This is a genomic window from Streptomyces aurantiaciflavus (genome assembly GCF_049808595.1).
Classification (GTDB): domain Bacteria; phylum Actinomycetota; class Actinomycetes; order Streptomycetales; family Streptomycetaceae; genus Streptomyces.
This window is the reverse complement of the sequence record NZ_JBNCAQ010000012.1, coordinates 34,491-60,966: the sequence shown is the minus strand read 5'-3', so window position 1 is coordinate 60,966 and position 26,476 is coordinate 34,491. Positions and strand designations below refer to the sequence as shown.

Genomic DNA, 26,476 nt, shown 5'->3' with positions numbered 1-26,476 from the left:
CGACATGCTCGCCGGGCATCTCGTCGCCAGCCTTTTCACGGGCCACGGTGGGCCCGCACGCCCCGCACACCAGCCGTCCACTGCACCTGGCTCGGCGCGTCAGTGGTCCCGTCATGAAAGCGGCCGCCGAAGCACAGCGGCACCGCCCCCGACCCGTCTTCGGCGCCGTGGTGTTGAGCACCTCGACCTCCGATCGACCGCGGCGGACGGCGGTCCAGCCGGCGGTCGCGGGTTTCCACTGCGCTTGTGGTGCGGCAGAAGTGCGATGCTTCAGTGGTCCGCGGGTCCCGGTGCTGCCGACTGAGTGGTCTGGTCATCCTCTACAGTCCCGGTGTGTCGAGTACCCCGGTGCGGCTGTTGCGGTTGTTGTCCTTGCTGGCCACACGGCCGTCATGGACGAACCGTGAGCTTGCCGAACGCATGGAGGTCAACGAGCGCACCGTGCGGCGGGACGTGGCCCGGCTGCGGGACCTCGGGTACGGAGTCGAGGATGAGTGCGTCGGTGTCGGAGACGCTCTCGGCGGTCACCCCGGCAGCCAGCCAGCAGCAAGCCGAGGGTGTCGACACCGATATGACACTTGCGACCTGCGAGTCATGGACATGGTCGCCCACGACAACCCGTGCCACCATCGACCACGACAGTGTCGACTGGCAGCTCACCACCGCGCTGTGCCACCTCACGTGACGGAAGAGACCGCATGCCATCCGCCGACGAGCTCATCGGCCGCCACACCGTTCAGCGCCTCACACGCGCCATTCGGACCGCCGCTCCGGACGCCGACCTCACATCACTGCGCGCGGCTCCACAGCAGATCGCCCCGCTGTCCCTCAGGGAACGCGCCGACCTGCTGCGGGATGCCCTGCTTGCGGACCTGCCCGGCGACTACCTGGTGCTGGCCCGGACCGTACGCTCCGCCCGGGACAACGCCCCGGACTTCACCGGATGGCTGATCTGGCCGGTCACCAGTGCTCTTGCCACCCGCGCGGTTCAGGAAGGCAGCGCCGCCGCCTTCGACGATGCGATGGCGCTGCTCGCGGACCTCACCGGGCGTCTCACCTCGGAGTTCGCCATCAGGACAATGCTGCGGCACGACCTCGACCGGGCCCTCGGCATCATCAGCGGCTGGACCGGCTCCGCCGACGCCGACGTGCGCAGACTCGCCTCCGAAGGCACCCGCCCCTACCTTCCCTGGTCGGTACGGGTGCCGGACATCATGGCCCGCCCCGGAGCAACCGTGCCCCTCCTGGACGCCCTCTACCGGGACGAGAGCGCATACGTGCGCCGCTCGGTCGCCAACCATCTCAACGACCTCAGCCGGGACCACCCCGACCTCGTCATCGACACAGCACGCCGCTGGCTGGACGACCCCGACGCGGCCACCGAACGACTCGTGCGCCACGGACTGCGCACCCTCGTCAAACGCGGCCACCCCGGAGCACTGGAACTGCTCGGCTTCGCTCCCGCGACAGTGAAAGTCGACGGACCTCACCTGGACCAAAACACCGTCCCGGTCGGCGGCAGCGTCCGCTTCACCGCCTCGATCCACAACACCGGCGACGCCCAGGTGCGGCTCACCATCGACTACATCGTGCACCACCGCAAGGCCAACGGCGGCCAGAGCGGCAAGACCTTCAAACTCACCACCCGCACCCTCGCACCCGACGAACAGATCCAGGTAGCGCGCGAGCACTCCTTCCGGCCGATCACGACCCGCCGCTATTACCCCGGAAAGCACGCGATCTCCCTGCAGATCAACGGAGTCGAGTCAGCCCGCGCCGACTTCGAACTGACCGGCACGGACAGACCCTGACGCCGAGACCACAGGCCGGCTCCAGCCCTGCCGCCTGTCAGCCCGTGTTCTCCACCCCGGACCTGGTCGATGCCTCCGCACCGACGTCCCGTGAACCCGTCGCTCGACCAGCACTGTTCTCCCACCTCACTCCCGGGCATCGGCGTTCGCTGACACGCCGACGTGACCGGTGTGCCACGCCGCGCCCGCTGGATCGTCGCCCGTTGCGCCTGCTGGGGCCGGTAGCTTCCGGGACCGCCATCGCGTCCGACCTCCCGGCTGATCGTCGAGGTCGTCCGATCGAGCCGTCTGGCGATCTCGGCGTAGAGGCCGTCGGCGAGTCCGGCCGCGATGCGCTGGGGGTCCTGGTGGGGCAACCGTCCTCCTGGCATGCCACCAGCATTGCCCTCGCCGTCATTCATTGCAACGCAGCGTTGCATTCGTTCCCAGTGTCATTGCACCAATTTCCGGCCAGCTAGCTGGGAAAACTCCTTCCGATCGATTGACGTAACCATGAATGCAACGTAGCTTTCAAGCGGCGTCAAACACGTCATATCGCGAGACGAGGAATGGTCATGACTGAGTCCCTCCACACCGTCACGACGCTTCCGACGGCGCGTCAGCCCGGCTGCCCCTTCGACCCGCCGGCAGAGCTGATCGACGCCCGTCGGCACGGCCCCATCAGCCGCTACACCCACCCCGGCGGAAAACCCGGCTGGCTGATCACCGGATACGACCTGGTCAGATCGGTCCTGGCCGACTCGCGGTTCAGCTCGCGCAAGGAGCTCATGAACGTCGCAGACTTCGAGCTTCCTCCGGCGCCGCCCGGCGAGTTCCTCCTCATGGACGAGCCACAGCACAGCCGCTATCGGAAACCGCTGGTGGGCAAGTTCACCGTGCGGCGGATGCGACTGCTCACCGAGCGCATCGAGCAGATCACCTCCGACTGCCTGGACGCCATGGAGAAGACCGGGCCGCCGGCGGACCTGGTGACCGCGTTCGCCAAGCCCATCCCCACCATCGTGATCTGCGAGCTGCTGGGTGTGCCGTACCAGGACCGGGGCTCCTTCCAGGAGCAGATCGACACGTTCATGGGCGGGGAGACGGGCGACGAGGAGCTGATCGCGGCCTACACCGCGACCCAGGAGTACCTCGCAGGCCTGGTGGCCGCCAAGCGCACGAACCCGACCGACGACGTGCTCAGCGAACTCACCGACAGCGATCTGACCGATGAGGAGCTGAAGGGGATCAGCCTGATTCTGCTGGCGGCCGGGTTCGACACCACCGCGAACATGCTGTCTCTCGGCACCTTCGCGCTGCTGCGGAACCCGGCGCAACTGGCCGCGCTGCGCGCCGACCCCGCGCTCACCGACGGGGCCGTGGAGGAGCTGCTGCGGTATCTGAGCGTCGCCAAGACGTTCATGAGGACGGCGCTGGAGGACGTCGAGCTGGGCGGCCAGACCATCAAGGCCGGCACGACGGTCGTCCTGTCGTACAACACCGCCAACCGCGACCCCGAGCGCTTCACCGCCCCCGATGTGCTCGACTTCCGCAGGCCTGACGTGACCGGGCACCTGGCCTTCAGCCACGGCATCCACCAGTGCCTGGGTCAGCAGCTGGCCCGCGTCGAGATGCGGGTCGCGTTCCGCGCGCTGATCGACCGGTTCCCCACGCTGCGCCTGGCCGTACCGGCCGAAGAAGTCGGCCTGCGCCCGGAAACCGCGGACATCTACGGCGTGAAGAGCCTCCCGGTCACCTGGGACAAGGAGGAGTCATGAGGACGACCCGCCTGCACGTCGACCGTGAGCGCTGCATCGGCGCCGGGATGTGCGCTCTGACCGCCCCCGAGGTGTTCGACCAGGATCCCGACGACGGCCGCGTGCTCCTGCTGCACGCCGAGCCGCCCACCGTCCATCGCGCGAGCGCACAGATGGCCGCCGGGGTCTGCCCTTCCGGGGCGATCACGCTCCACGAGCCGGAATCCAGCGGCTCCTGACGCAGGGGCGCCTGAGGCGGACCGAGAACCCCGCGCCGCGTGGCGGTGGAGGGTTCTCGCGTACGGCATCGTGGGCCTGATGTCCTGGTGGCTCAGCAAGATCTGCAGAACGCCTACTGAGCTTCGCCGCATGATGTCGCTGGACGGCGTGCTCCGACCTGGAGCGAATGGCAACCGCGGCGCGACATCACTCGAAGATCATCAGTAACGGAAAGCCCCCGTGCCGTCGTCCGTTTCCTGGTGGCTCGGTCCGGCCGCGTACGCCAGCGGAGGTGCGATCGCTTGCGCATCCGCTCCCTCGCCGACCCACAACGCGATGAACAGCGCGGCCGTCGCTTCCAGGAGCCCCGCCCGTTCGAGTCCGCCGCCGGCCACGGGTTCACAACCGATGTCCTGCACCAACTCGCGTACCCGCGCGAGGGCCGTCTCGTCGTCCCCGCAGACCGGCACGGCCAGTGGCCGCCCGTCGAAGACGGGCGGCCGCATGCGCCACACGTCCTCGTGGCAGAGGTTGAAAGCCTTGACCACGTGGGCCCCCGGTGCCGCCGCGGCCAGTAGCTGCGCGGCTGAGGGGCCTCCTTCCGTCAGCAGCCGGAAGCCCGGCCCGACCGGGTTGGAGCAGTCGAGCAGCACCTTGCCCTCCAGGGCCGTGTGCAGTTCCCGTGCCACGTCTGCTCCCGCGCCGAAGGGCAGCGCGGCCAGCACCACCTGACCGGACTCGGCCGCCGCGCGCAGAGTGGCAGGCTTCACGCTGCCTCCGATGCGCGTCGCGAGCCGTTCCGTCTTGTGTGCGTCCCGTCCCCCGATGGTCACCTGGTGCCCGGCCCGCACCCAGTGGGTGGCGAGCGCGTCGGCCATGCTGCCCGTTCCCCATACGCCGATCTTCATCACGCGTTCCCCCTCCGTGCCTGCTTCGACGGTTCGTACCGACGCTAGAGGGCCGTTCGGGCACCATTTGGTACGTGACAACGACCGACGCCTTCCTCGCGGACTGCCGCGCCCGCCTCGCCTTCGACCTGCTTTCCAACACCTGGAACGCCGTGGTGCTCTGGGCACTGCGCGACGGCCCCAGACGCCCGGTCGAACTACGGGAGCGGATCGGCGGTATCAGCTCCAAGGTCCTCACCGAGACGTTGCGACGGCTGCAGTTCAACGGACTGGTCGACCGGCATCCTCAGCCCGACGCTCCATCACGGGTCGAGTACCAACTCACCGGTCTGGGACGGACCTTGCTGGTGCCCATCGACGCCGTGGGCGCATGGGCCTTCGAGCACGGCGACGAGGTCATGGCCGCCCAGGAAGCAGCATGTACTTCCGCCCCGTAATCCCCTCCTCCTATGTCGTGGACAGCCAACATCGTGAGCGCAGACGTCGTCGGCGGATGAGTGGACATCCCAGGCTGAGAAAGGCTTCGTGGTTGTCGTCGCGCATCTCCCAGCGGGCATTCGACCAGTCTTCTACGATTTCACTGGGGCTGGAGACGGACGGTCATCTCCACCGTCACGTCGTCCCCCGCCGAGAGGCCATGCGGCTTGCGCACAGCGGCCTTGAGCGGCAGCAGGTAGCCGCAGTCCTTGGGGAAGAGCGACGTCCGGAAGGCGACCTCGCCGATCCGAGCCTGGACCGGGATCACGCCCCATCCGTAGGTGGCCATGGCGGCCACCTCGCGGATGTCGGCGGACTCCTCGTCCGGCACGGGAACGAAGTAGTACGGCGACGGTCCGCGCCATTCGATCACCTGGCCCGAAAAGACGAACTCCATGACGTCAGCCTCTTTCCTCGAGGACGGCCAGGTCGCGCTCGGCGAACATGCGGTGCCACCACTCCTCGTTGAGGACGACCAGCAGGCACTCACGGACAGGGAAGCTCTCCCCCTCGTCCGGCCAGCCGGGACCCATGAGCGGCTCGGTCCGGCTGTCGAGCCGCTCGTCGGTCAGGCTGTCGACGACCCGCCGCGTCATCGCCATCGCCTCCAGCCGCAAGGCGAGCGCCTCGTCGAGCGACGGGCGCGCGTCACGGTCGTGCGGCACTCCCGGCCGGGGATCCATCTGGTCCCACGGCAGGGACAGCGGGTGCCAGGGACGGGGATCGCCCAGGATGCAGCGGCCGACCCACGACTCGGTCGCGAACGCGAGGTGGCGCAGGGTCTGGATGAAGGACCACTCGCCGTCCACCGACTCGTGCAGCGTCTCCGGTGGCAGTCGGCGCGCCCGCGCGACGGTCGACTCCCACAGCCGCTCGTCGAGGTCCCAGGCCTCCCGGAACGCGTCGGGAGTGGTCGGCCGGAACTTGGGGCGATCGGGGTGTCGGCGGTCCAACTCGGCCTCGACCAACGGCGCGACGTCGACCCCGTTGACGACGAGGCTCTCGATCTCGCCGTCGATCGTGGCGCCGGCCATCTCGACGCCGCGCATCACGACCTGGTGGAGCTCACAGCCCCGGAAGACCGCCCGGTTGAGGCTCACCGTGGTGAACCGCGCCCCCGCCATGTCCGCGCGCTGGAACTCCTTGCCGCGCAGGTCGGTGAAGTCACTGTCGCTCATGGCGGTCAGACTAGGAGCTCGTAGAAGATCAATACGCGGATTTGATGTCGTCGTTGGGTTTCCCGACGGCTGGGCCCGCTGTGCCGCCGTCGGTGAAGCTGCCGCTCGGAGCACGGCCCCTCCGCCCTGGCCGCGGTCCGAGTCGGCCGCTCCCGCGCCAGGGCCGGGTCGGGGCGCACCGCGATCGGCGCCCTCCCCCGGGTGTGAGGCTGCCGGGCTCGCCCAGATCCTGGTCGGTGCCACCGAGTCCCGCCGGCCGGGCGGGTGTCACTCCCGGCTGTCATCGCGAGGAGTGGCTCGCCGAGGCAGCTCCGGCGCTGCGTGCCCGGGTCGAGGCCGTCGGTCTGCCGGTGGAAGAACGTCCGCTGATGGCCCTCGACCCGCACCACCCGGTGCCTCCGCAGCCTTTGCCGGACGGCGTCGCGCTCCGCGTGCTGACAGCCGACGACCCGGCCCTGCCCAAGGCACTCGCTCTGCCGCGCCTGGCTTTCGCCGAGCCGGGCACCGCTGTTGGGCTCGCGGGTCCCGTGGAACTGTCGGCGGTGGCCGAGGAACTGGTCGCGGACGGCACGGTCGAGGCAGTCCGGCCCACCCTCCGCGCCGGGCACAAAACACTCATCGCTGCCTTTGCCCCAGACGGCACCCCCCTCGCCGTCGGCCACTACCACCCGGCAGGTGGCACCACCGAGATCGGCGGAGTCGGCGCCCTCCCCACCGCTCGCCGCCAGGGCCTGGCCGCGGCCGTCACGGCGGCCCTGGCCGTTCATGCCCGCAACCACGGGGTGCGGACCGTCTTCCTCGCCTATGCGGAGGACACCGTCGCCCGCATCTATGCCCGTCTGGGGTTCCGGCCCGCGAACGTCACCCTGTTGATCGCCAACCAACCCGCACGGTCGTAAGACCGCAGGTCAGAAGGAGAGCGAAGCCACCGAGGGCGGCAGTCGTGTCAGGTCACGGCGGTGTCTGCGTCGACCCCGTCTCGATTCGCGTGATCGACCGGCGTGACCTGCCCACCCGGTTCCTCATGGACTGGAACGCGGCGAAGCCGTGAGCGCCTGCTGCCGGTCCGCCTGAGCGGTTGACTTGCGCTGGAGTGCGCTCCAGGTCGTAGCGTCGCAGACACCACGGCGCACGAGGCCCGTTTCGCCCGGCGCCTCTCACAAAATGCCGGGCGGTGGAATCCGTCGTTGGATGGATGAGGGGCTTGGCGTCGTCCGAACGACGAACGAGTGTGCAGGGAAAGGCTGGGACACGGCAATGCAACAGCGCAACCTGAGGAACCTCCAGGTATCGGCCATCGGCCTGGGGTGTATGGGGATGTCCGCCTTCTATGGATCCGCCGACCAGGAGGAGGGGATCGCCACCATCCGGCGCGCCCTCGAACTCGGAACGAACTTCCTCGACACCGCGCAGATGTACGGGCCGCTCACCAACGAGTCGCTCGTCGGTGAGGCGATCCGGGGGCACCGCGACGAGTACGTGATCGCGACGAAGTTCAACTACCGGATGGACAACGCCGTACCCGGCGACATGAGCACGGTCGGCCCGCAGGACGGCTCGGCCGAGCACGTCCGCAGCTCGGTCCACGGCTCCCTGCAGCGTCTGGGGACCGACCACATCGACCTGTACTACCAGCACCGGGTCGACCCGAACGTGCCCATCGAGGAGACCGTCGGCGCGCTGGGCGAACTGGTCGCCGAGGGGAAGGTGCGGTACATCGGGCTGAGCGAGGCCAGTGCGGAGACCATCCGGCGCGCCCACGCCGTGCACCCGATCACCGCGGTGCAGAGCGAGTACTCGCTGTGGTCACGGGACGTGGAGGCCGAGGTGCTGCCCGCCTGCCGGGAGCTGGGCGTCGGCTTCGTGCCGTACTCGCCGCTCGGCCGTGGCTTCCTCGCCGGGCGGTTCAGCTCGCCGGACGAGCTGGACGCGAACGACTGGCGCCGGGAGAACCCGCGCTTCCAGGACGCCAACCTGGAGGCGAACCTGCGCCTGGCGGCAAAGGTGAAGGAGATCGCCGCCGAGAAGGACGTGACCCCGGCCCAGCTGGCCATCGCCTGGGTGCTGGCCCAGGGCGAGGACCTGGTGCCGATCCCGGGCACCAAGCGCCGCACCTACCTGGAACAGAACGTCGCCGCGGTCGACATCGTGCTGACCGAGGACGACCTGGCCCGCATCGACGCGCAGCTGCCCGAGGCCGCGGGTGAGCGGTATGACGAGGCAGGGATGCGATCCGTCAATCGATAGCCGGGGCGTGACAGCAGCCGCCGGGTTCTGCCGCTTCGCGGAGTCCACAGCCGCAGAGGTCGTTGCACCGACCACGCCGGCAAGGACCGCGAGGCGGTCGGCACACCCGACTCACTCGTCGTCGGCGCCGCCGACACCCTTCTGGAGCCCGGTGAGGAAGACACCACACTGTCCACCCACTCCGTTGTCCCACGGCGCCGACGGGCCCGGCAAGCACCCCGAAGCCGACTGACGCTCCCGAGCCCCTTCCACCCGTCCGACGGGACCCGGGCCTGCGTCATCGCTGCGCGGAGGCGCGCCTTCCCGTGCGATGGTCGTAGTACGCCCACACGGTGACCGCCGCCACGGCGGTGAGCCCGACCGTCAGGACCCGCACGGCGTCACTGGTCAGGAAGGCGACCAGGCCGGTGAGCCCCGCTCCGCACAGCATGATCACGCGGCTGATGAAGCGGTAGACGGGCGGCTGGGGATCCTCCCGGTCCTTGAGGTCGTGCAGGGCGTCATGAGCCGGATGGGCGGAACCGCGCCGGGCACGGGCGCGGTATGTCAGTCCGTAGCTGATCAGCGCGTACAGCGCGAGAGCGCCCAGGACCCAGAGCCAGACGTAGGGGTCATCACTCGATCCTCGTGCCAGGTACACGACACCCATCTCCTCCGAGGCTCGCTTCACCGGTGAGCAGAACTCAACTGCCGCTGCTGCGACGCCGGTCGATGCCGGCAGGGGTATCGGCATCGGTATCGGCGGGGCAGAAGCATGCCGTCACTGTCTTGCCGTGCCGCTGGCACGTCATCCCCCACTCATCGGCGAGCTTCTGCACGATCGCCACTCCGCGGCCGGAGACCTCCCCCGGCTCTGGTTCGCGCCGGCGCGGCAGCGTCGGGTCCTCGTCGTGCACGCTCACATGAAGGCAGTCGCCGTCCCACGTGAGGACCAGGTGCGCGTCGCTGTGCGCGTGGATGTGCGCATTGGTGATCAGTTCGGACACAGCCAGCACGATGGCGTCCACCGTGTCCGGCTCGGCAGCGGCCCAGGGCAGGGAATCGAGACGCCTGCGTGTCCACTCCCTCCCGGCGCGCACTCCCTTGGACATGGGGAACGAGTGCGCCCACCCCATCGCCTTCACCGCCACGGCCGTGCCCTCCTGTGCCTCGTCCACACACAAGCTCGTGCGGGACCGTGTACCCGGCACCCGCCTCAGCAGACATGAGGGCGCGGCGGGGACGCCGTTCCTGTCGGCTTCCCCGCCGCGGCCCGGCCTCGTGGTCCCGTCGGACCGGTGACGCGGGTTTCGTCTGCTGCGGCGGGCTGCCTCGCGCCGGCTCAGCGCTTGAGCGTGAAGGTGAAGTCGCCGGAGAGCTTGCCGCTCAGCCGGACTGCCGAAACGATTTGCCCTTCCGTGATCAGTCTCTCGACCTCGGCCCGTGAAAGACCGCAACCCTCGGCGATCAGTCGCACCGGCCGGACAGGAATCCGCGCCGCGAAGCGGACCGAGACGTCGATCACCTCGCGGTCCAGGTGATCCGATCCGCCGGTGTCGAGGCGCCAGGCGTTGTCCCAGTCGAGGGCGATGCGATTACGGCGCCGCACGACCGGATCCTGGAGCAGCTCAGCTGTCAGGCCAAGATCGTTGTCATGCAGCCGGTCCAGCAGCTCCGGTCGTACGCTGCGCACGTTCATCCGTTCCAGGACCGTGAGCTTTGCGGTGTCCCCGCAAGCGGTGCAGAGCACGAGGAGCCAGGCGTCGATGAGCTTGTGGTTTGCGTTGACGCGAAATTTACCGCTTGCCCGGAAGCGCTCGGACGCGCACGTGTGGCAACGACGGCGGACGAGCGGCAGGCAGGTGGGCATGACCACCCAGTTTTCGAGCACAGAAGTACACCGGTTTCAGTGAGAAGTCCGCAGCAGAAAGGAGCGCGGCGCACATGCGCGACGCGCGACGAATCAGCACTCGGGAGGTCTCACACGGTGTACAACGGCACGTCCTTGACTCGACGACTTGGTGCGACAGCACGGTAAAGGCGCACAGTTCCGCTGTTCCACTGGTTTTCGAGCGCCTCACCGTCAGGTCTGTCCGGCTGGAACGAGCTCCACGGCGGAGAGAGCAGCAGGCTGTGCCCGGCGGCCGGCAGGATCTGCGGCGAGGGCAACGCCGCGCGGACCGCTCCGAACTCGGCGGTAGCCGCACGTTTTCCACGCACAAAGATGCGTCATCTCGTCGTTGACCAGCGATTCGCGGCCGGGCCAGGCTGAGGGGGACATCGGACGCCGGTCACCTGTGTTCCGGGTCGCCGAACTGCGTGCGGGAGGCCGCGATGCTCCAGACAGAAACCCGCGAACACACCGAGTTCGCGCAAGCCCCCGAAGCGGCTGCCGCCGACACGACCCCGACGGGTCTGCCGGGCGCACCGGCGGGGTGCCGCGAACTGTTCTTCCAGCGCTGCCTGTGGTGCGGCACGCCGGCCTACCGGCGCTCGTTCTGCCGTGCCTGCGGGTCCATGGCCTTCAGCCGGGAACGCAGCGCGGGTGTCGGAGTCGTCGTTCGCCGCAACGGCCACGCCCAGCACAACACGTGGTTCGTCGCGATGGACGAGGGATTCAACCTGCTCTGCCAGGTCACTGGTACGGCACCGTTCGTGGTGGCGGTGGGCGCGCGGGTGACTGTCGTACGGGCCGTCGTCCCCCTCGGCCAGGGCCTTCCCGTCGTCGAACTCACCGAGTCGGCACAGCCTTTGCCGCGTTGGTGGTGACGGGGTCGGGCTCCGGCGTTGGTGGAGTCACGGCAGGCGGGACGATCAGAGAGGAGGGTGCGTGAGCACTCAGCACAGCATGCCGGACGGATGGGCCGGCGGTCTCGACGGAGCGGTGCGGGGCGCGCTGGACGGTCTGCGCATCGCTGACTTCTCCCGGGTTCTCGCGGGGCCGTACGCCACCATGCTCCTCGCCGACCTCGGCGCCGAGGTGGTCAAGGTCGAGCGGCCGGGTATCGGGGACGACACCCGGGCCTGGCACCCGCCGGCGGACCACGGCGGCACGTCGACCTACTTCCTGAGCGTCAACCGGAACAAGAGGTCCGTCGTCCTGGACCTCACGACCGAGACCGGCCTCGAACAGGCCCGTGCCCTGATCGCCGAGTCCGACGTGGTGGTGGAGAACTTCCGTCCCGGCACAATGGAAAGGCTGGGGCTCGGCCCCGAGGAACTGCGTGCGCGCCACCCGGGGTTGATCTACTGCTCGATCAGCGGTTTCGGCAGCGGCGCGGGCGCCGCGATCCCCGGATACGACCTGCTCGTGCAGGCTGTCGGCGGTCTGATGAGCGTGACCGGAACCGTGGACGGGGAGCCGGTGAAGGCGGGCGTGGCCCTGGTCGACGTGATCACCGGGCTGCACGCCTCGCTCGGCATCCTCGCGGCGCTCCGGCACCGGGACGCCACCGGCGAGGGGCAACTCGTGGAGGTGAACCTGCTCGGCTCGCTGCTGTCGGCCATGGTCAACCAAGCCTCGGCTTACGCTGTCGCCGGTCTCGTCCCGGGGCGTATGGGCAACGCACACCCGAGCATCGCTCCGTACGAGACGTTCCCGACCGCCGATCGCCCGATCGCCCTCGCGGTGGGCAACGACAAGCAGTTCGCCGCGCTCGCCGAGGTCGTCGGGGATCCCGGCCTCGCTTTCGACGACCGCTTCCGCACCAACACCGATCGCGTCGCCCACCGCACCGAGCTGCGGGAGCAGCTGACCCGGTTGCTGCAGACCGGAGGCGCGGACCACTGGTCGACCGCCTTGCTGGCCGCAGGGGTGCCGGCGGGCCCGGTCAACGGTCTCGACGAGGCGTTCGTCTTCGCCCAGCGACTCGGCCTGCCCGGCATCGTCGAGATCCCCGCCACGACGGCGGAAGGAGCAAACGGCGGTGCCGTCCGCCAAGTTGCGCATCCCATCACGCTGAGCGGAACGCCCGCACGGTACCTGCTGCCCCCGCCGAGGCTGGGCCAGCACACCGAGGAGATCCTCCACAGCCTCGCCGACCACACCTCCGCCTGACACGGACGGTCAACCGACCGCTCGCGGCGTCGACACCGGTTTACTGAACTGCCACTTGAATACCAACCAATGACCACAAGGAGCCCCAGATGAACGGCAAGCCGATGCAGGACCCCCTCGACCTGATCGATCTGTCCTCGACCCTCACGGACGAGGAACGCGAGATCCAGGCCACCGTCGCCCAGTTCCTGGCCGACCGGGTCCGCCCGCACATCGCCGAGTGGTTCGAGAACGCCCACTTCGCCCGTGAACTCGCCCCGGAACTAGGAAAGTTGGGCGTACTCGGCATGCACCTGGAGGGCTACGGGTGTGCCGGGACGAACGCCGTGTCCTACGGCCTGGCCTGTCTGGAGCTGGAGGCGGCGGACTCCGGCTTCCGCAGCTTCGTCTCGGTGCAGGGCTCGCTGTCGATGTTCTCCATCTGGAAGTGGGGTTCGGAGGAGCAGAAGCAGCAGTGGCTGCCGCGGCTCGCCGCCGGTGAGGCGATCGGCTGCTTCGGCCTGACCGAGCCCGACTTCGGCAGCAACCCCGCGGGGATGCGCACCCGGGCCGTCCGTGACGGCGGCGACTGGATCCTCAACGGTTCCAAGATGTGGATCACCAACGGCGGCATCGCGGACGTGGCCACCGTCTGGGCGCAGACCGAGGACGGCGTGCGCGGCTTCCTCGTCCCGCGTGGCACGCCCGGCTTCACCACGCAGGACATCAAGCAGAAGATGTCGCTGCGCGCGTCGATCACCTCGCAGCTGTACTTCGACGACGTCCGGCTGCCCGACTCGGCCAGGCTGCCGCTCGCCGAGGGCCTGCGCGGACCGCTGTCCTGCCTGAACGAAGCCCGCTTCGGCATCCTCTTCGGCGCGGTCGGCGCCGCCCGCGACTCCCTGCAGACGGCCCTCGAGTACGCCGACTCCCGTGTCCAGTTCGACAGGCCGATCAGCGGCTTCCAGCTCACCCAGAAGAAGCTCGCCGACATGACCGTGTCGCTGAGCTGCGCCGCCCTGCTCGCCGTGCACCTGGGCCGCCTGAAGGACGAACACCGCATCCGCCCCGAGCAGATCAGCGTCGGCAAGCTCAACAACGTTCGCGAGGCCCTCGCCATCGCCCGCGAATGCCGCACGATCCTCGGCGCCAACGGCATCTCCCTGGAGTACTCGCCCCTGCGCCACGCCAACAACCTGGAGTCCGTCCTCACCTACGAGGGCACCAGCGAGATGCACACCCTGGTCGTCGGCCAGGCGATCACCGGCCAGGCGGCGTTCCGCTGATCACGGAACCCTGCACGGGCTCCGCCACAGCGCCCTCACCCACGACGCCGAGGGCGGCACCTCCCCTCCGACGCTGCCGGCCGGCTCCCGTCACGCCTCAGCACGTCCCCGGAGCGGTACGCCGCCACGGCGTCGACGCGGTCGCCCGGCTGGTCGGGCAGCTCGCCGGCGGCGGCACGCACCGTAGCCGTGGCGGCCTCGAATACCGGCCCCCGCACCAACTCCCGTGCTGGAGCAGATAGATCAGCTCCAGCTCCCCGCCTTCCTCGGTGACTGTTCAGGCACGGGCTCCGCCACAGCGCCCGTGCTGCCGCCCGCGAGCTTTCGCTGCCCGATGCCCCCCACTGCCGTGGAAGTCCAGGGACTCCCGGTCGGGTTCGGCCTCGACGCCGTGCATCTCCCATGGGAGCTGTGCGGTCACCCGCGGGAGACTCCGCGTAGGTCGAGCGGTTCGCCAGTGAGCGGCGCCTTGCGTGTACGCGCCGCCGTTCTCTGCGGCCGCCCAGTCGTCCGCTCATCGACCGGCAGGCAGTGCCGGCCCCGTCAGCGGCGCGAGGCCGATGCGACCTGACGACGGTGGACGTAGCGGTGTCCCGACGTGCGGGACACCGCTGTGGCCGTTGCTCTCAGGCCGCCCGGTAGGTGAAGAATCCCTGTCCCGACTTCCGGCCCAGCAGGCCCGATTCGACCATGCGGCGCAGCAACGGGGGCGGTGCGTACAGCGGTTCGCGGTACTCCTCGTACAGGGCCTCGCCGATGGCCGCCACGGTGTCCAGGCCGATGAGGTCGGCGAGGCGCAGTGGGCCCATGGGGTGGGCGCAGCCGGCGGTCATCCCCGTGTCGATGTCCTCGGCCGACGCCGTGCCGGAGGCGACCATCCGCACCGCTGCCAACAGGTAGGGAATCAGCAGGGAGTTCACCACGAAGCCCGCGCGGTCCTGGGCCACCACCGTCTTCTTGCCCAGAACCTCGCCCGCGAAGGCGCGCACACGCAGTTCCGTGTCCTTCGAGGTGTGCAGCGAGGGGATGATCTCGACCAGGGGCATCACGGGAACGGGGTTGAAGAAGTGCAGGCCCACCACCGCCTCCGGTCGTCCGGTCGCGGCCGCGAGCCGGGCGATGGGGATCGAGGAGGTGTTGCTGGCCAGTACGGCTGCCGGGTCGGTGACCACCTTGTCCAGCTGCCGGAACAGCTCCGTCTTGGCCTGCTCGTCCTCGACGGCGGCCTCGATGACCAGGTCGGCGCCGGACAGGCGGGAGAGGTCGGCGGTGGCCGAGACCCCGGCCAGGGCGTGTGCGCGGTCCTCCGGGGTGATGGCGCCGCGCTGCTCCGCCTTGAGCAGGGAGTCCGCCAGGCCCGCGAGACCGGCGCGGGCCCGCTCCTCGGTCATGTCGCACAGCGTGACGTGCAGCCCGGCCAGGGCGCAGACCTCGGTGATACCCCGGCCCATCTGGCCGGCGCCGACGACGCCCACGTGTTTGATCGATGTCATGTGCTCCTCCGCCTGTCCCTCCGTCCGATGGCGGTCGACAGACGCCGCCACGGTCTGTGGTTCCGTGTTGAGCCTAGGTCGGGCACACCCCCTCTGACCTGCTCGGACAGTGCGTATTCCACGCACAAACATGCGTCGGTCCGTCCTTGACCGGCCATGCCGTCCGGGGCACGCTGATCATGACCGGGCGGGCCCGGCGGCCGGGCAGGGGAGTCGGAGGAGGCAGCCGCGGGCCTCCACGACGGCACGCGCTGACGATGGGTCAGGCGTCGCTTCCGGAGGCACCGTGGTCTGAGCCGGTCGTGACCGTGGCGGCGGCCGCCTCCCGCAGCCTGCGGATCACCCTGCGCACCGCGGGCGAGGTCTCGCTCCGGCGGTAGGCGCCCACCAGCCGGGTGGTCAGTGGTACGTCCGCCAGGGGGCGGTAGGCCACCCCGGGGATCTGGACGCGGCGCAGGGAGTCGGGGACCAGGGCCACCGCGAGACCACCGCCCACCAGGGTCAGAGCGGCGATGAAGTCCCGCACCGGGGGAGCGCATCGTGGGCTGAAACCCCCTTGCTCCGCCACTTCGAGGATCTGGTCGCGGCAGCCGTACTCCTCGTCGAAGTGCGGGGCCACGAAGCACTCGTCGCGCAGCTCCGCCGCCGGCACCGCCTCGTACGCCGCCAGCGGCGCATCGGCCGGCAGCGCCAGCACGACCCTCTCGGTGAGCAGACAGGTGGCGGTGACTTCGGGCGGGTACTCCGGCCGCCAGCGCAGAAAGCCGACGTCGATGTCCCCGCAGGCCAGCGCCTCCAGCTGGGCCGGGGTCTCCAACTCGCGGACCTGCACCGTCAGATCGGTGCCGGGGGCCGCGCAGCGGGTGAGGACGTCGGTCAGCACCCCGGAGAACGCGGCCGAGGCGACGTACGCGATCTGGGCGTGTCCCAGCTCGCCGCGTCCGGCACGCCGGCCCACCGCCACGGCCCGCGCGGCCTGGGCGAGGGTGAGCCGCGCTTCTTCGAGGAACAGTTGCCCGGCACCGGTCAGGGCCGGGCGGGTGCGCCGGCCGCGGTCGATCAGCCGTACGCCCAGGTGTGACTCCAGTGCTCTGATCTGGGCACTGAGTGCCGATGGCGCCAGGTGCAGACGGTCCGCGGCCCGAGCGAAGTGCAGCTCCTCCGCGACGGTCACGAACGATTCCAGCCAGCGCAGTTCCATCGGCTCCTCCGTCCGGCCGGGCCGGTGAGGTGGGCACCCCGCGGCGGTGTCAGGGCAGAACAGGACCGCCGCGGGGTGAGTATGGGTGATCCGAGCTTCAGGGGATCACGACATAGTTGCTGAACCCGCCGTCGAGGTCCGTCGCGCGCCCCGAGATCGCTTCGTTGACCTCGGACAGCGGGAAGGGCTTCGTGATCAGGTACGACAGGTCGAGGGCTCCGGTCGCCACCATGTCGGCGACCTCCTGGCCCTGCGCGGTGGTGAACCAGTTGGAGCCGATCAACTGGACCTGCTCGTCCATGAGCCACTTCACGTCCAGCGGCAGCCGGTCGGCCACGCCACCGACGTTGACCACCCTGCCGCCGCGGCGGACGCCCTGCATGGAGTCGAGCATGGTCTCCACCGGGGCCTTGGCGCCGAGGGCGCTGATGACGAAGTCCGCCCCCTCGCCGCCCGTACGGGACTTCGCCCACGCGCCCGTGGAGCCCTCGCCCAGCCGCATGACCTCGATCCGGTCCGGCGCCAGCTCCTGTACGCGCTTGAGCAACTCCTCGTTGCGGCCGGTCCCGAGGACCCTGGAGACGCCCGAGGCCAGCGCGAGGAGGGTGGAGGCGATGCCGAGGGTGCCGGTGACTCCGTCGATCAGCGCGACCTGGCCGGGGCCGGCAGCGGCGTACTTGAGGGCTCGGTAGGAGGTGCCGATGTAGCCGAGCTTGCCGGCCTGCTCGAACGTCATGTTGTCGGGGATGTCGACGATCGCGTGCTGCGGTGCCGTCATGTACTCGCAGAAGCCGCCGTAGGGGTAGAGGTCGAAAATGCGCTGGCCGTCGCGGGAGGTGCTGAAGTAGCCGTTCAGGGTGAAGTAGCGGCAGCGGCTGAGCTCGCCGCCGCGGCACATCTGACAGCTGCCGCAGGACCGCAGGGGGCTCACATAGACCCGGTCGCCGGGCTTGGTGTTGAGCACCGCCTCGCCGACCGCCTCGACGACGCCCGCGGGGTCCAGGCCGAAGATCGCGGGAAGCTCTGGCAGCGGCTGGTGCGGGTACCAGGTGGGCCAGTTGTTGATCACGTTGGCCATGTTCGGCACGATTCCGCACGCCTTGACCCGTACCAGCACGTCGGTCGCCCGCGGGGTGGGCACATCGACCGTGTCCACGGACATAGGCTCACCGAGCGCATGCAGTCGAGCAGCGAGCATTTTCGCCATTGAAATACTCCTTGAAAAAATGTTCCGTCCCGACGATCGGGGGCCGGAGACCTTCTGTTCGGCGACCGAGGCGGCGGAACGGCGGCTCGGTCATCACATCTCGCGTGTGTTGATGGGCCGTGGGGCGCCGAGAACTACGAATTCGGGAACGGGTTCGGGTAGTTGTCCTCGAGGTCGATGTCCAGCATGCCCATGATGCGGACGCCGGAGTTGTACCAGGCGATGGACAGCGCGAGCTCGACCATCTGCTTCCGAGGCAGGCGCTCGGCAGCGGCGGCCCATGTCTCCTCCGAGACGTCGACCCGGAGCGTGGACTCCTTGGCCAGCCGCATCACCGCCTTCTCCGTCTCGTCGAACAGCTCGGACGACTCGAAGTCGCCCACCGCGGCGATCTGTTCCTCCGTGAGCCCGGCCTTGAGCCCGTGTGAGTGGTGGTGGGCCACCTCGTACGCGGACCGGGTCACGTGCCCCACGGTCAGGATCGCCAGTTCGCGGAGGGCGGGACTGAGCTCACTGGCCCGCAGCGAGTTGGCGTAGGTCAGGAAGCCGTCCAACTGCTCGGGCGCGTGGGCGAGGGCGAGGAAGATGTTCGCCGTCGGTACCTTGCGTTCGGCTTCCAGCCGGTCGTACAGCGGCTTGTTCGCCTCGTCCGCCTGGTCGCGGTGCAGGTAGGGAACTCGTGCCATGGCGTCTCCTCGGGGGCAAAAGGGTCAGTGGGCGGACTGTTCGAGCAGGAACCGCTCGAGGGTCATCGGCTTCGGAAGCTCGGCCGGCGGCGTCTGCGCGACCCCCACGAAGGGCGACGCCTCGAAGTACCACTTCTCCAGCGCCGGGAACCCCCAGCGGACGTTCGTGCTGAGCGATCCCGCGTCCCAGCGCACGGGCTCCACCTCGGTGTCGATCGTCTGGTAGTGGGCGTTGAAGACCTCCACCCGGTGCCCGTCGGGGTCGCGGAGGTAGGTGAAGAGCATCCCGCCCGGACCGTGCCGCCCCGGGCCCCGCTCCACGCCTTCGCCGTAGCCGAGGAGGCCCGCCCAGTCGCAGGCGGTGAAGATGTCACGGCTCTCGGAGACGGTGTACGCGAAGTGGTGCAGGGCGGGACCGGTGTTCTCCACGAGCGCCAGGTCCAGTGTCGTGCCCTTGCGGTACATGAACGAACCGAGCAGCTTGTCGCCGTGCGCCAGGTACTCGGAGTTGCGGAAGCCGAGTTCGCCGTAGAACGCGGTCAGTTCGTACGTGTTCGGCGCGAAGGTCTGGAAGTGGTCCAGCCGCTGCGCGTGGGCGCCCTTGTAGTGCTCGAAGCTGATGTGCAGCCGTGGGCGCGTCTCCATGTGCGCGCACAGTTCGAGCGGCGTGCCGATGGGGTCGCTGACGTGCAGGGTGCGGCCCTGGTGGGGGAGGTCCACCCACTCCGCGGGGAGCCCCCGGTCGCGGAACCAGTCGTGGGCGATGTCGAGGTCCTCGTCGAGGAAGACACGGAAACCGATCCTCCGGCAGGCGCCGGCCCCCTCCGTGTCCAGTTCCAGCACGAGGCTGTGGTGGCACGCCTCGGCGAGGCCGCGGAGGTAGCAGGTGCGCTCGTCCTCGTCGCTGACGACGAGTCCGAGGGCGTTCACGTAGAAGTTCCGGCTCTCGGCGAGGTCGGCCACGGTGAGACGCACATGGCTGGTTCGGGTGATGTTGAAACTCGGGCGCAGATTGACGGGGGGCAGCATGCTGGTCTCCGTGCTCCGGTCGGCTCTGGATTTCGCTGACTTTAATGCTTCTGGGTTGTTACAGCCTGTTCGTGGAAGGTGCGGAATCGGCGAATGTGAAGGCGGACCAGCCGCTGAATTCCGCGGCATCGCCGAGGGACTCCTCGATGCGCAGAACCTCGTTCCACTTGGCCATGCGCTCGGAGCGGGTGAACGAGCCCACCTTCAGCTGGCCCGCGTCCCATCCGACGCTCAGGTGGGCGATGGTGACGTCCTCGGTCTCACCGGAGCGGGCCGAGACGATCGTGCCGAAGCCGGCGTCCTTTCCGGCGCGCAGGGCCTGGAACGCCTCCGTGACCGTGCCGGCCTGGTTCGGCTTGACGAGGACGGCGTTCGCCGCCCCGCTGGTGGCCGCCGCCTCCACCCGCTTGGCGTCGGTGACCAGGTAGTCGTCTCCGATGACCTGGCAGCGGTGGCCGTAGCGGCGGGTGAACTCGACCATGCCGTCGGTGTCGTCCTCGCCGACGGGGTCCTCGACGGACAGGATCGGGTACTGCTCGATCCAGCTGCCGAGCATGTCGATCAGGGCCGCCGTGTCCAGCGTGCGGTCGTCGAGCGCGAGCGTGTACCGCCCTGCGCTGCCGAACTGGGAGGCCGCGACATCCAGGGAGATGCCGACCTGGGCCGAGGGCGTGAAGCCGGCGGTCTCGATCGCCAGAGTCAGCGTCTCCAGCGCCTCCTCGTTGGAGTCGAACGCCGGCCAGAAGCCGCCCTCGTCGGCCACGCCCTGGGCCTTGCCCGCCGTGCGCATCAGGTTTCCGGCCGCCCGGTAGATCTCCGCGGTCCAGTCCAGGGCCTCGGAGAAGCTCCGTGCCGCGGGGCAGACGACCATGAAGTCCTGCACGTCGACGCGGCGGTCCGCGTGGGCGCCGCCGCCGAAGATCTGGATCTCCGGCAGGGGGATGCGGACCGGCCGGCCGCTCGACAGGTGCTGCCACAGCGGTACGCCCGCCGACGCGGCGGTGGCGTGCAGGGTCGCCATGGAGGTGGCCACGATCGCGTTGCCCCCGAGCCGGCTGCGGTCGGGGGTGCCGTCGAGGTCCACCAGGAGCCGGTCGACGGCTTCCTGATCGGTCGCGTCGAGATCCAGGAGGGCGGGGGCGATCTCGTCGTTCACCGAGCCGACCGCGCGATGGACGTCGAGCCCGCCGAAGCGGCTGCCGCCGTCGCGCAGGTCCAGCGCCTCGCCCTGACCCGTCGAGGCTCCCGCCGGTGCGATGGCCCGTCCGATCGCGCCGTCCGCGAGATGCGCCTCCACCTCGACGGTCGGCCGGCCCCGTGAGTCCCACACCCTGCGGCCGTAGAGCTTGGCGATCCGCGCGTCTGTCATTGCGGTGCAACCTTTCGGAGTTCGGACGATCGAGGTGGTGCGGGGCCGTGCCTGCCGTCGCGGTAGGGGAGTCATCGCCGCGAGGGGCGGGCAGAGCCCTCCGGAGGCGCGGCCGACCTCGCGGTACGGCACCCGGATCGGTGCGCCGGTAGGGCCGGGCGAGCGAAGCGTCGTACGGCTCTGTTCGTCGCCGTGCCTGGCCGGTGAGGGAGTGCGGGTGCGAAGGCGATGGCGAGGGTTGCTCCGCCTGTTGCACTCCGAATGCTAACGATAGCGCAATGGTGCGCAGCGACCGTTGTCGTGTCAAGGGGGGCGTCAGTCGCTCCTGGGGGCTACTGGCCGCGCGGGGTGCCCTCTTGGTGTGGCTGACCGCTGGTGCTATCGTTCGCACAACTGGTCCGCTCCGGTAAGGACTCCGGCGGGCCTGCTCTCTTCCTGGACGGACGGACAGCACAGGGGGCGTGGGCCCGCCGGGCCGGACCGTGGCCGAACCGAAAGCGAGCCCGACACGAGGACGGCGCTTTCCGGCCCGGCAAGATCCATGAAGCCGCGGCCGAGCAGGGGCTCGACGAGCCGGCGCGTACGGCCCGTGTCATGCGCCGGCTGCGCAGCGGAACGGGCTGACCCGCGCAGACGATGCGCAGGCGCCCGGAGCTTATCGCTCCGGGCGCCTTGGTGTGCGTGGCCGACGCCGCGCGCCGAGTGGGACGGCTGGGCGGTACAACTCGGCGTTCCACGGTCAGCCGGATGTGGACGGGGCCCCCTCGCCGGGTGGCGCGGTGCTGCCGCGCAGGATCAGCGATCCGGGGGAGAGGGACGTGTACGGGCCGTCGTTGCTCGGCTGGGTCTTGAGGCGGCGCAGCAGCCACAGCGCGCAGCCGGTGGCCATCTCCTGGATGGGCAGGCCGATCGTGGTGAGTCCGGGGCCCCACCAGGAGAACCCGGGCTCGTCCCCGAACCCGACCACGGACAGCTCACGGGGCACCTTCACGCCCTGCCGGGACAACTCCTCCAGGACCCCCAGCGTGAGCTGGATCGAGCCCAGCACCAGCGCGGTGGGCGCATCCGGCCCCTTCAGCAGCCGGCGCACCGTCTCGCGGCCGTGGTCCACGGACGACGGCGGTCCCAGCTCCGCGCGCCCGGCCTCGTCCGGCAGCCCGCCTTCGCTCAGAGCGCTGCGGAAGCCGCGCAGGCGCTCCGCACCCGTGGGCAGCTCTTCGGGGCCTCCCAGGTAGGCGATGCGGGTGTGGCCCTGGGCCACGAGGTGGGCCGTGGCCTGGCGCAGCGCCTCGTGGTCGTCGACGCCGAACCACTGGGACCCGAGCGAGGGGTGGCGGCGCAGCAGCTGCAGATGCGGCAGGGCGCGCAGGAGTTTGACGGACTCGCTGTGCGGGCGCGCGCTGGGCACGATGATGACGCCCGCGACGCGGTTGGCGGACAGCTCCCGAAGGTGGCGCAGCTCCACCATCCGGTCGTCGTCGGTCTCCGACAGCATCAGCTGGTAGCCCTCGGCCTCCATGTTCTTGGACAGTTCGTGGGCGATGGTCGAGTAGAAGCTGTTGCGGATGTCCGGGATCACCAGCGCGACCACGTTGCTGGAGGCACCCCGCATCATCCGCGCCGCACGGTTGCCGACGTACCCCATCTCGGAAGCGGCCTGGCGGACCCGGAACTTGGTCTCCTCGCTGATGCGCGGATCGTCGGCGAGTGCCCGGCCGACCGTCGAGACGGAGACGCCGAGGCGTTCGGCGATGTCCCTGGTGGTGATCACGTGGTGGGCCCCCTCGAACTGCCTGATTCTGGTGCGGTCACTTTCCGTGTGCCAACGATAGCCCTGATGTTGCGCTGCGTGGCCGGAAGAGCCGGCGCCGGGCTCGTCATCTCCCTTCGTGCTAACGTTAGCACTGCTGGATGGGCCGTGCAGCCGCCCCCGGCTGCCCAATTGCGGAGGTCTCCTTTGCGAATCGTCAGGTATGCCGTCGGCGGAGTGTGTCACTACGGAGAGCTTGAATCCGGTGGCACCCGGATCGCCAGATTCGAGGGCGATCCCTTTACCGGGCTGGCCTCCGCGGGGCGAGTCGACGATGTCGGCGACGTCGTCGTTCTCCCGCCGCTCGAGCGGCCCCGCGTCTTCGGGTTCGCCTACAACTACGCCTCGCACGTCGACGAGACCGAGCGTGAGATTCCGGAAGTTCCCGTTTGTTTCATGAAGCCGAGCACGGCTGTCATTGGCCCGGGGGACGCCATCGTCTATCCGGCGGACGGTGAACTGATCCATTTCGAAGGCGAGTTGGTCGTCGTCATCGGAAAGGAAGCCCGCCATGTGAAGCCCTCCGAGGCCCATGAACACATCCTCGGCTACACGTGCGGCAATGACGTCAGCGACCGCATCGTCCAGCGCAAGGAGAGCGCGTTCGGGACGCTGCTGATCGGGAAGGGGCAGGACACCTTCGCTCCCCTCGGGCCGGTCATCGCGACCGAACTCGACCCGTCCCGGCTGTCGCTGACCACTCGTGTGAACGGAACGGTCATGCAGTCGGCGAGCACGGCCGACCTGCTGCTCGGCGTGCCCGACATCGTCGCCTACCTGAGCCGGTACCTGACGCTGCTGCCCGGTGACGCGATCATGACCGGCACGCCGTCCGGTGTCGGGCCGATCCACCCCGGGGACGAGGTCGAGGTCGAGATCGAGGGCATCGGCGTGCTGCGCAACCCGGTTGTGGCCGAGAGCGTCTGACTCCGGCCCCGCCGTAGGCCGAGCCAGGGGGGCCGGCCCCCCCCCGCCCCGGGGGGGGGGCCCCCGGGGGGGGGGGGGGGGGCCGGGGGGCAGGCGGGCCGGGGGGGGGGCGGGGGGCCGCCCCCCCCCCCCCCCCGGCGGGGGGCGGCGCCCCCCCCCCCCGCCCCCCCCCCCCGCGGCGGTTCCGTGCACAGGGCGGAGCGCGGCTTCGCCGACGTACCGCCCGAGCGGATGACCCGCGGACCTCGCCGCACGGCGGCCCGGGCGCACCCAGGCGGATCCGGGCGCGCCGGTGGCCGCTCGCCTCAGGCCCGGATCCGTGTCGCGGTCTGCAGGGCTCTCGCCGGTCGCTGGGCAGGTGCGCCGGGGCCGGGCCGGCCCACCGCCGGGAGGCGGATCACCGCGTCCAGGCCGCCGCGTGGGGCCCGGCGCAGAACCGCCTCGCCGCCGCTCGCGTGGGCGAGGCGCTGGACCAGGGCGAGGCCGAGGCCGGTGCCGCCCTTGGGGGCGTCCGGGGCGCGCCAGAAGCGGTCGAAGGCGCGGCGGCGCTGCTCCTCGGTCATACCGGGGCCCTCGTCCATGACGTGCAGCTCGACCCAGGCCGGGCCGCTCGGGCGGTGGTGGAAGCGGCGTTCGTGGGGGGAATGCCGGCGCGGGTCGACGGAGACGGTGGAGCCGGGCGGTGACACGCGCAGGGCATTGGAGAGCAGGTTGTCGAGGATCTGCTCGACGGCCCCGGGCACGGCCAGCACCTCACCGGCGAAGTCCCCGGCCAGCGCGAGGTGGACGCCGTGCCGCTCGTACAGCGGCGTCCAGGCGCGGTGCCGTTCCGCGCACACCCCGGCGAGGTCGACCCGTTCCCGTTCGGCGGCGCTCTCGTCGAGCCGGGCCATCGCGAGCAGCCCCTCGACCATCCGGGCCAGCCGGTCGGTCTCGGTCAGCGCGGCGGTGAGGGAGCCCCGGGCGTTCAGGGCGATGTCGTTCTCGAGGTTCTCCAGCCGCAGCCGCAGCGCGGCGAGCGGGGTCTTCAGCTGGTGCGAGGCCTCGCCGGCGAAGGCGCGCTGGGAGGCCAGGAGGTGTTCCAGGCGTGCGGCCGTGCGGTTGAAGGTCGCGGCGAGGCTGCGCACCTCCGGCGGCCCCTTGGTGATCGGCACCGGTACGACGGTGCCGCCGACGGCCAACTCGTTCGTGGCGCGCTCCAGTTCACGGATGGGCCGACCGGTCCAGCGGGCGATGGCGAAGCCGACGACGGCGACGGCCGCGAGCACCGCGAGCCCCCCGAGGGCCAGCAACAGCCAGACGTGGTGGACACGTTCGTGCACCATCCGGGTCGGCACGGTGATCCGGACGGCGCCCTGGTCCTCGGCACCGTGCCGCACCGGGGTGGCCACCGCCAGATACTCCACGCCGCCGATGGTCGAGGTGCGCACGTCCGCCGTCGCGACCCCGCGCAGCGCGGCGGCGATGCCCGGCCGGGACGCGAGCTCGCGCTCCTCCCGCTCGGACAGCGGGTGCGAACTGGCCAGCAGCGCCCCGGACCGGTCCACGATCAGCACCATGCCGCCGATGCGTTCGGCGCAGTGGGCCGCTCGTTCGGGCAGGTCCCGCGCGGCAGTGCCCGCCGAGAGGGACAGGGAGGCGAACGCCGACACCGACTCCGCCTCGTCCTTCGCCGCGTTGGTCACCCGCTCCCGCTCGCCCCGCGAGTAGACGAAGCCCAGCGGGATCTCCAGACAGAGCAGCACCAGGGCGGCGAGCGTGAGGTAACTGAGCAGCAGCCGACGGGTCATCGACAGTCCGCCGGCTGCTGCTGTGACGGGTACGCGCCAGGGGACTCGAACGCCGCGTACGAGCCCGGCGCCGCGTACTTCGGCTGCGCGCCCGGCGCTGTGTACGCCGACTGCGCGCCCGGCGGAGCCGTCTGCACCGCCAGCCGGAATCCGACGCCGCGCAGCGTCTGGATCCACGCCGGGTCGCCCAACTTCCGCCGCAGCGTGGCGACGTGCACGTCCAGCGTCTTCGTCGGCCCCTGGTAGTGCGGGTCCCACACCCGGTCCAGGATCTGCTGCCGCGAGTACACGGCCCCGGGGTCCTCCGTGAGCAGCGCGAGCAGCTCGAACTCCTTCGGCGTCAGCACCACCGCCTCCTCCCCCACCCACACCTGCCGGGTCCGCCGGTCGACCACCAGAGGACCGACCACGGCACCCTCGGCGGCCTCGGGGGGCGGCGGCACGGGGTCGAAGGGGGCGGCGGATGCGGGGGGCGCGGGTGCGGCCGCCGCCGGTGCGGTGGTGAAGGGCGCCGGGGTGAAGGAGGGGGTGGTGGAGGGCGCGGGCGAGAAGGGCGCGGTGCTGGCGCCGCCGCCCGAGCCGCCGCCCGCGAAGGCCTCTCCGCCGGCCGGCTCACCTCCGCCGTACTCCCCTGCTCCCGCCCCCGCCCCGCGCTGCGTCCGCCGCGTCACCGCGCGCACCCGCGCCACCAGCTCCCGCATGCTGAACGGTTTCGCCAGGTAGTCGTCGGCACCCAGCTCCAGGCCCAGCACCCGGTCGGCCTCCTCACCCCGCGCGCTGAGGATGATGATCGGGACGTCCGAGGCCTGCCGGATGCCACGGCAGACGTCGATACCGTCCACGTCCGGCAACCCCAGGTCGAGCAGGACGACATCGCCGTACGGCCCTCTCAACCCCTCGTTGCCGGTGCGGACGTGATGCACCGCCAGCCCGAAGTGCCCGAGACCCTCGACGAGCGGTTCGGCGATCGTCTGGTCGTCCTCGATGAGCAGGACTCGTACGCCCATGCGTTCCCGTCTCTCCCATGAACCGAATTCGCGTCTTCCGTGGACCCGTCACGCTACAAGAACGGTCGAAAAACGTCGCC

At 70.2% G+C, this 26,476-nt stretch carries 26 protein-coding genes and 3 pseudogenes; 13 read left to right on the top strand and 16 right to left on the bottom strand.

Annotated elements, in window-relative coordinates:
- Nucleotides 1-246: 246 nt before the first annotated feature.
- The 3 genes and pseudogenes from ACPT94_RS16290 to ACPT94_RS16280 form a co-directional block, all read left to right on the top strand.
- Nucleotides 247-477: pseudogene (locus ACPT94_RS16290) on the top strand (HTH domain-containing protein); the annotation flags it as partial.
- Nucleotides 478-490: 13 nt separating this feature from the next.
- Entirely contained in the window at nucleotides 491-685 is a 195-nt protein-coding gene (locus tag ACPT94_RS16285; RefSeq protein ID WP_360340686.1) for a hypothetical protein, read from the top strand.
- A 13-nt stretch (nucleotides 686-698) separates the two neighbouring features.
- On the top strand, nucleotides 699-1,811 hold the full coding sequence (locus ACPT94_RS16280; RefSeq protein ID WP_360340653.1) for a DNA alkylation repair protein: 1,113 nt from the start codon (nucleotides 699-701) through the stop codon (nucleotides 1,809-1,811).
- A 167-nt stretch (nucleotides 1,812-1,978) separates the two neighbouring features.
- Here ACPT94_RS16280 and ACPT94_RS16275 read toward each other — a convergent pair.
- Nucleotides 1,979-2,182 (bottom strand): annotated as a pseudogene (locus ACPT94_RS16275) (helix-turn-helix domain-containing protein); the annotation flags it as partial.
- 183 nt (nucleotides 2,183-2,365) lie between these two features.
- On the opposite strand from ACPT94_RS16275, the gene ACPT94_RS16270 reads away from it, so the two are divergent.
- The gene (locus tag ACPT94_RS16270; RefSeq protein WP_360340656.1) at nucleotides 2,366-3,568 is read left to right on the top strand and encodes a cytochrome P450; all 1,203 of its coding nucleotides are present in this window, start codon (nucleotides 2,366-2,368) and stop codon (nucleotides 3,566-3,568) included.
- Nucleotides 3,565-3,786 carry a ferredoxin gene (locus ACPT94_RS16265; RefSeq protein ID WP_360340659.1) on the top strand — a complete coding sequence of 74 codons (222 nt, stop codon included), beginning with the start codon at nucleotides 3,565-3,567 and terminating at the stop codon, nucleotides 3,784-3,786. Before ACPT94_RS16270 ends, ACPT94_RS16265 begins: the two co-directional genes overlap by 4 nt.
- Nucleotides 3,787-3,987: 201 nt before the next feature.
- Here ACPT94_RS16265 and ACPT94_RS16260 read toward each other — a convergent pair whose 3' ends face one another.
- A complete protein-coding gene (locus tag ACPT94_RS16260; protein WP_360340662.1) occupies nucleotides 3,988-4,674 on the bottom strand; it encodes an NADPH-dependent F420 reductase in 687 nt (228 codons plus the stop codon).
- Between the two features lie 74 nt (nucleotides 4,675-4,748).
- Here ACPT94_RS16260 and ACPT94_RS16255 point away from each other — a divergent pair, with 74 nt between their 5' ends.
- On the top strand, nucleotides 4,749-5,111 hold the full coding sequence (locus ACPT94_RS16255) for a winged helix-turn-helix transcriptional regulator (RefSeq protein WP_360340665.1): 363 nt from the start codon (nucleotides 4,749-4,751) through the stop codon (nucleotides 5,109-5,111).
- A 140-nt stretch (nucleotides 5,112-5,251) separates the two neighbouring features.
- Here ACPT94_RS16255 and ACPT94_RS16250 read toward each other — a convergent pair whose 3' ends face one another.
- Both ACPT94_RS16250 and ACPT94_RS16245 read right to left on the bottom strand, forming a co-directional pair.
- Complete coding sequence (locus tag ACPT94_RS16250; protein ID WP_360340668.1) at nucleotides 5,252-5,548, bottom strand: DUF1905 domain-containing protein; 297 nt, start codon at nucleotides 5,546-5,548, stop codon at nucleotides 5,252-5,254.
- A 4-nt stretch (nucleotides 5,549-5,552) separates the two neighbouring features.
- Nucleotides 5,553-6,329: a DinB family protein gene (locus ACPT94_RS16245; RefSeq protein WP_360340671.1), complete on the bottom strand. Its 777-nt coding sequence runs from the start codon at nucleotides 6,327-6,329 to the stop codon at nucleotides 5,553-5,555.
- A 236-nt stretch (nucleotides 6,330-6,565) separates the two neighbouring features.
- On the opposite strand from ACPT94_RS16245, the gene ACPT94_RS16240 reads away from it, so the two are divergent.
- From ACPT94_RS16240 to ACPT94_RS16230, 3 genes and pseudogenes are all read left to right on the top strand, one after another.
- A complete protein-coding gene (locus ACPT94_RS16240; RefSeq protein ID WP_425246138.1) occupies nucleotides 6,566-7,228 on the top strand; it encodes a GNAT family N-acetyltransferase in 663 nt (220 codons plus the stop codon).
- A 358-nt stretch (nucleotides 7,229-7,586) separates the two neighbouring features.
- The gene (locus tag ACPT94_RS16235) at nucleotides 7,587-8,576 is read left to right on the top strand and encodes an aldo/keto reductase (RefSeq protein ID WP_360350503.1); all 990 of its coding nucleotides are present in this window, start codon (nucleotides 7,587-7,589) and stop codon (nucleotides 8,574-8,576) included.
- 69 nt (nucleotides 8,577-8,645) lie between these two features.
- Nucleotides 8,646-8,808 (top strand): annotated as a pseudogene (locus ACPT94_RS16230) (polyphosphate kinase 2); the annotation flags it as partial.
- 45 nt (nucleotides 8,809-8,853) lie between these two features.
- Here ACPT94_RS16230 and ACPT94_RS16225 read toward each other — a convergent pair.
- The 3 genes from ACPT94_RS16225 to ACPT94_RS16215 all read right to left on the bottom strand — a co-directional run bounded on the left by ACPT94_RS16225 (nucleotide 8,854) and on the right by ACPT94_RS16215 (nucleotide 10,446).
- Nucleotides 8,854-9,216, bottom strand: coding sequence for a hypothetical protein (locus ACPT94_RS16225; protein ID WP_360350500.1), 363 nt, complete (start codon nucleotides 9,214-9,216; stop codon nucleotides 8,854-8,856).
- 43 nt (nucleotides 9,217-9,259) lie between these two features.
- The gene (locus ACPT94_RS16220) at nucleotides 9,260-9,706 is read right to left on the bottom strand and encodes an ATP-binding protein (RefSeq protein WP_360350513.1); all 447 of its coding nucleotides are present in this window, start codon (nucleotides 9,704-9,706) and stop codon (nucleotides 9,260-9,262) included.
- 191 nt (nucleotides 9,707-9,897) lie between these two features.
- Nucleotides 9,898-10,446 carry a DUF1062 domain-containing protein gene (locus ACPT94_RS16215; protein ID WP_425246137.1) on the bottom strand — a complete coding sequence of 183 codons (549 nt, stop codon included), beginning with the start codon at nucleotides 10,444-10,446 and terminating at the stop codon, nucleotides 9,898-9,900.
- Nucleotides 10,447-10,889: 443 nt separating this feature from the next.
- Between ACPT94_RS16215 and ACPT94_RS16210 the strand changes: the two genes are divergently transcribed.
- The 3 genes from ACPT94_RS16210 (at nucleotide 10,890) to ACPT94_RS16200 (ending at nucleotide 13,877) form a co-directional block, all read left to right on the top strand.
- Nucleotides 10,890-11,324 carry a PhlB family protein gene (locus ACPT94_RS16210; protein ID WP_360350494.1) on the top strand — a complete coding sequence of 145 codons (435 nt, stop codon included), beginning with the start codon at nucleotides 10,890-10,892 and terminating at the stop codon, nucleotides 11,322-11,324.
- A gap of 79 nt (nucleotides 11,325-11,403) precedes the next feature.
- Nucleotides 11,404-12,612, top strand: coding sequence for a CaiB/BaiF CoA transferase family protein (locus ACPT94_RS16205; RefSeq protein WP_360350510.1), 1,209 nt, complete (start codon nucleotides 11,404-11,406; stop codon nucleotides 12,610-12,612).
- Between the two features lie 89 nt (nucleotides 12,613-12,701).
- Complete coding sequence (locus ACPT94_RS16200) at nucleotides 12,702-13,877, top strand: acyl-CoA dehydrogenase family protein (RefSeq protein WP_425246136.1); 1,176 nt, start codon at nucleotides 12,702-12,704, stop codon at nucleotides 13,875-13,877.
- Nucleotides 13,878-14,503: 626 nt separating this feature from the next.
- Here ACPT94_RS16200 and ACPT94_RS16195 read toward each other — a convergent pair.
- The 7 genes from ACPT94_RS16195 to ACPT94_RS16165 all read right to left on the bottom strand — a co-directional run bounded on the left by ACPT94_RS16195 (nucleotide 14,504) and on the right by ACPT94_RS16165 (nucleotide 22,633).
- A complete protein-coding gene (locus ACPT94_RS16195; RefSeq protein WP_360350485.1) occupies nucleotides 14,504-15,370 on the bottom strand; it encodes a 3-hydroxybutyryl-CoA dehydrogenase in 867 nt (288 codons plus the stop codon).
- Between the two features lie 262 nt (nucleotides 15,371-15,632).
- A complete protein-coding gene (locus ACPT94_RS16190) occupies nucleotides 15,633-16,571 on the bottom strand; it encodes a LysR substrate-binding domain-containing protein (RefSeq protein WP_425246135.1) in 939 nt (312 codons plus the stop codon).
- A gap of 97 nt (nucleotides 16,572-16,668) precedes the next feature.
- Nucleotides 16,669-17,733: an alcohol dehydrogenase catalytic domain-containing protein gene (locus tag ACPT94_RS16185; RefSeq protein ID WP_425246134.1), complete on the bottom strand. Its 1,065-nt coding sequence runs from the start codon at nucleotides 17,731-17,733 to the stop codon at nucleotides 16,669-16,671.
- Between the two features lie 179 nt (nucleotides 17,734-17,912).
- On the bottom strand, nucleotides 17,913-18,464 hold the full coding sequence (locus ACPT94_RS16180) for a carboxymuconolactone decarboxylase family protein (protein ID WP_425246133.1): 552 nt from the start codon (nucleotides 18,462-18,464) through the stop codon (nucleotides 17,913-17,915).
- A gap of 24 nt (nucleotides 18,465-18,488) precedes the next feature.
- The gene (locus ACPT94_RS16175) at nucleotides 18,489-19,493 is read right to left on the bottom strand and encodes a VOC family protein (RefSeq protein WP_360350473.1); all 1,005 of its coding nucleotides are present in this window, start codon (nucleotides 19,491-19,493) and stop codon (nucleotides 18,489-18,491) included.
- 58 nt (nucleotides 19,494-19,551) lie between these two features.
- Nucleotides 19,552-20,862: a phosphopyruvate hydratase gene (gene eno / locus ACPT94_RS16170; RefSeq protein ID WP_360350470.1), complete on the bottom strand. Its 1,311-nt coding sequence runs from the start codon at nucleotides 20,860-20,862 to the stop codon at nucleotides 19,552-19,554.
- A 739-nt stretch (nucleotides 20,863-21,601) separates the two neighbouring features.
- Nucleotides 21,602-22,633: a LacI family DNA-binding transcriptional regulator gene (locus ACPT94_RS16165; protein WP_360350467.1), complete on the bottom strand. Its 1,032-nt coding sequence runs from the start codon at nucleotides 22,631-22,633 to the stop codon at nucleotides 21,602-21,604.
- Between the two features lie 147 nt (nucleotides 22,634-22,780).
- On the opposite strand from ACPT94_RS16165, the gene ACPT94_RS16160 reads away from it, so the two are divergent.
- Nucleotides 22,781-23,599 carry a fumarylacetoacetate hydrolase family protein gene (locus tag ACPT94_RS16160; RefSeq protein WP_360350464.1) on the top strand — a complete coding sequence of 273 codons (819 nt, stop codon included), beginning with the start codon at nucleotides 22,781-22,783 and terminating at the stop codon, nucleotides 23,597-23,599.
- 305 nt (nucleotides 23,600-23,904) lie between these two features.
- Here the strand turns inward: ACPT94_RS16160 and ACPT94_RS16155 are convergent, their stop codons facing one another.
- On the bottom strand, nucleotides 23,905-25,389 hold the full coding sequence (locus tag ACPT94_RS16155; RefSeq protein ID WP_425246132.1) for a sensor histidine kinase: 1,485 nt from the start codon (nucleotides 25,387-25,389) through the stop codon (nucleotides 23,905-23,907).
- Nucleotides 25,386-26,396 carry a response regulator transcription factor gene (locus ACPT94_RS16150; protein ID WP_425246131.1) on the bottom strand — a complete coding sequence of 337 codons (1,011 nt, stop codon included), beginning with the start codon at nucleotides 26,394-26,396 and terminating at the stop codon, nucleotides 25,386-25,388. The genes ACPT94_RS16155 and ACPT94_RS16150 overlap by 4 nt, the downstream gene beginning before the upstream one ends.
- Nucleotides 26,397-26,476: the final 80 nt, after the last annotated feature.